This window comes from Symbiopectobacterium sp., from assembly GCF_051710365.1.
In the GTDB taxonomy this organism is placed as follows: Bacteria; Pseudomonadota; Gammaproteobacteria; order Enterobacterales; family Enterobacteriaceae; genus Symbiopectobacterium.
In genome coordinates this window covers 1-2,831 of sequence record NZ_JBPETA010000288.1, presented here as the reverse complement: position 1 = coordinate 2,831, position 2,831 = coordinate 1, and the positions used below count along the sequence as shown (strand labels likewise).

The following is a 2,831-nucleotide window of genomic DNA, read 5'->3' as shown; positions in this document are numbered from 1 at the left end:
GTTACGGATGGTAACGTGGGGAGTACTCATGCTGATTGGTCTGCAAAAAGCAGTAATAAATTCAGAACTTCAGAATACCGTCAAGTCCCGAAAAAAGAAAAATCAGGTGCGGAATGACGGATGGAAAGGAGTGAAGAATGAATATCGCTAACTGGCGCATCGGTTATTGCCTCGGCAGTGGATTTGCTTTTCTGGTGCTGATGCTGTTTGTTGTCAATGCGTTCTCAATCTCGAAACTGTCGTTGTTTCATGAAGATGCGAAGCTGATTGTCACGCGGGTTTACCCTGATACGGTGACAACCACCGATCTTATCGATGTGGTAAACAGCACGTTGGTTGCCTATCAACGACTGTTGCTGGTTACCGATCCGGCTCAAGTAAAAAGCACGCTGGACATGCTGGGCGATCTGCGTAAACGCGGCGGCCAGTTGCTGGATAAATTGGTTGCCAGCAACAGCCCTGAGGCATCGCAACAGATCATTCGGGATATCCAACAGATTCGTCCACAGTTTCTGGCATCAGGCGATAAGATTATTGCAGCGCTGAACGCCGGAGATCGTGAGGCCGGTGTGCGGGAATTTGCCACCGCCATGAATGACATACAGCGCAACTACCGCGAGCAAGTGCGCAAACTGGTCGCCTTTCAAAACGGCACCATGACCAAAACCCTCGACACCATGACCACCACCTACAATCAAACGCGGCTGCTGCTGGTGTTGATCTGCCTGGCGGCAGCGGCGGCGGGCGGTATGATCGCCTGGCTGATTACGCGTAGCGTGACGCGCCCGATTCATCAGGCGCTGGCCGATCGTGTAGCGCAGGGCGATCTTACTTATCGCGTACAGGCTGTTCATCAGGATGAAACCGGTCTGCTGCTCAAGGCATTGGATAACATGAACAGCAGCCTGCGTCATATTGTGGGCCAAGTACGCGACGGTGCCGAGGCGATTTCCACTGCGGCTTCACAGATTGCCGCAGGGAATCAGGATCTCTCTGCGCGTACCGAAGAGCAGGCCAGTTCGCTGGAACAAACCGCCTCCTCCATGGAAGAGCTGACCTCAACCATCAAGAACACCGCAGATAATACCCGCCAGGCAACGTCGGTTTCGCATCAGGCATCAGATGCAGCCAAAAACAGCAGTGAAGTGATGCTCTCGGTGACGCAAAAAATGCGTGGTATTCAATCATCATCGCAGCGCATGGCTGAGATTATTGGCGTTATCGACAGCATTGCATTCCAAACCAATATTCTGGCACTCAATGCAGCCGTGGAAGCGGCGCGCGCGGGTGAGCAAGGGAACGGTTTTGCCGTGGTCGCCAGCGAAGTGCGTTCACTGGCGCAGCGCAGTGCGACGGCAGCCAAGGAGATTAAGACGCTGATCGATGATTCCGTCAGCAACATTCAGGACGGGATGAATCTGGTAGACAGTGCCGATGAAACTCTGGGTCGTTTGACCAACCATGTGCAGGACGTTAACGCCATCATTGCGGAGATTTCTCAAGCCAGCCAAGAGCAGAGCGATGGCGTTAGCCAGATTAACGTCGCGGTTGGGCAGATCGATACCATGACCCAGCAGAATGCCGCGCTGGTGGAAGAGTCAGCGGCCGCGGCGATGTCGCTGCAATCCCAGGCGTCAGCATTAATCCATACAGTGAGTGCATTCAAACTTAATGCCGGGGAGGCGGCTGCCATGCCGTTGTCCGCACGGGAATCAACGGTTGCCCGGCCAGCCAAGCCCACGCTGGCCTTGGCCACAGGCACATCCGCACAGAATAATCAGGACTGGACCTCGTTTTGATCTCTCTTCTGGGCGCAGCATCGGTAGCGCACAGTTTTTCTTTCCCACGACACCGCTAATCCTTGTGCTGCTTGTGCAGCATCAGCGCCAAGTCCTCTGGGATATCCTGCACAATCACTTTGTTGCGTCCAGCCTTTTTAGCGCGATACAGCGCGTTATCAGCGGTTTTAAGTGCGGCATCGATAGGCACTTCTTTCGGCAGGAAGGAGGTTACGCCAATCGAAATGGTGATGTGTTGGCAGATGGGAAAACTCATTTCCGCGACATTTTTGCGTAGCCGCTCGGCAATGACCACGGCCAGGTGGATATCAATGCCGGGCAGCAGCATTAAAAACTCTTCACCGCCGGTTCGGCAGACCAGATCCGTTTTGCGCGAGTTGGTTTTTAAATGTCGTCCCAGCATTTTTATCACTTCATCGCCCACATCATGCCCGTAGGTGTCATTCACATTTTTAAAGTGATTAATGTCGATAACAATCACTGAAACGACGCTGTTGTTGAGCAGAGACATTTCAATGTTTTCGTGCAATCCACGCCGGTTGAGTAGGCCGGTGAGCGGGTCGGTGTGAGCCTGCGAGCTGAGTTTTCCGATACGTTTATGTAGCAGAATTGTGCCCCACAGGATGACGCGCTTAAGGTGCTCGACTTCGAAATACCAGGAGGATACTGCACGAATTTTGCTGATGACATCAGGATCGTCCATACGGCTGGCTGCCAATCCCAGCATGCGCAACAGTTTGGCGATGTAGATCGTCAACAAGGTAATCATGAACAGGGTGATGAGCAGCACGGGAGCACTTTTCTTTGTCACATCAATCATTACGTTATTTAATGCCTGAGTGACAATTTGTTCTGTTTGTAGTGTAAGAATAATCCAATCTGCGCGTTTAACTTTGGCGAACCCGGCGGCTTTGTTGAATAAATAGAAAGTTTGGGTAATCATCGGAACAGATCACCATAGTTGTTTCAAAATCAGGTCTCCATGGCAAAACAAAATTTTAAAATCACTAACTGGCCCTCCTATAACAAGGC

2 protein-coding genes are annotated in these 2,831 nt (G+C 51.8%); one reads left to right on the top strand and one right to left on the bottom strand.

What is annotated here, in order from left to right:
- Positions 1-137: 137 nt before the first annotated feature.
- Positions 138-1,799 carry a methyl-accepting chemotaxis protein gene (locus ACTBDZ_RS16765; protein ID WP_438816144.1) on the top strand — a complete coding sequence of 554 codons (1,662 nt, stop codon included), beginning with the start codon at positions 138-140 and terminating at the stop codon, positions 1,797-1,799.
- 55 nt (positions 1,800-1,854) lie between these two features.
- Here ACTBDZ_RS16765 and ACTBDZ_RS16760 read toward each other — a convergent pair whose 3' ends face one another.
- A complete protein-coding gene (locus ACTBDZ_RS16760; protein WP_438816143.1) occupies positions 1,855-2,742 on the bottom strand; it encodes a GGDEF domain-containing protein in 888 nt (295 codons plus the stop codon).
- Positions 2,743-2,831 lie beyond the last annotated feature (89 nt).

What these genes read in the sequence shown, in the direction of transcription:
- ACTBDZ_RS16760 (WP_438816143.1), bottom strand. Translation starts at nt 2,742, where the DNA reads ATGATTACCCAAACTTTCTATTTATTCAACAAAGCCGCCGGGTTCGCC.
- ACTBDZ_RS16765 (WP_438816144.1), top strand. Translation starts at nt 138, where the DNA reads ATGAATATCGCTAACTGGCGCATCGGTTATTGCCTCGGCAGTGGATTT.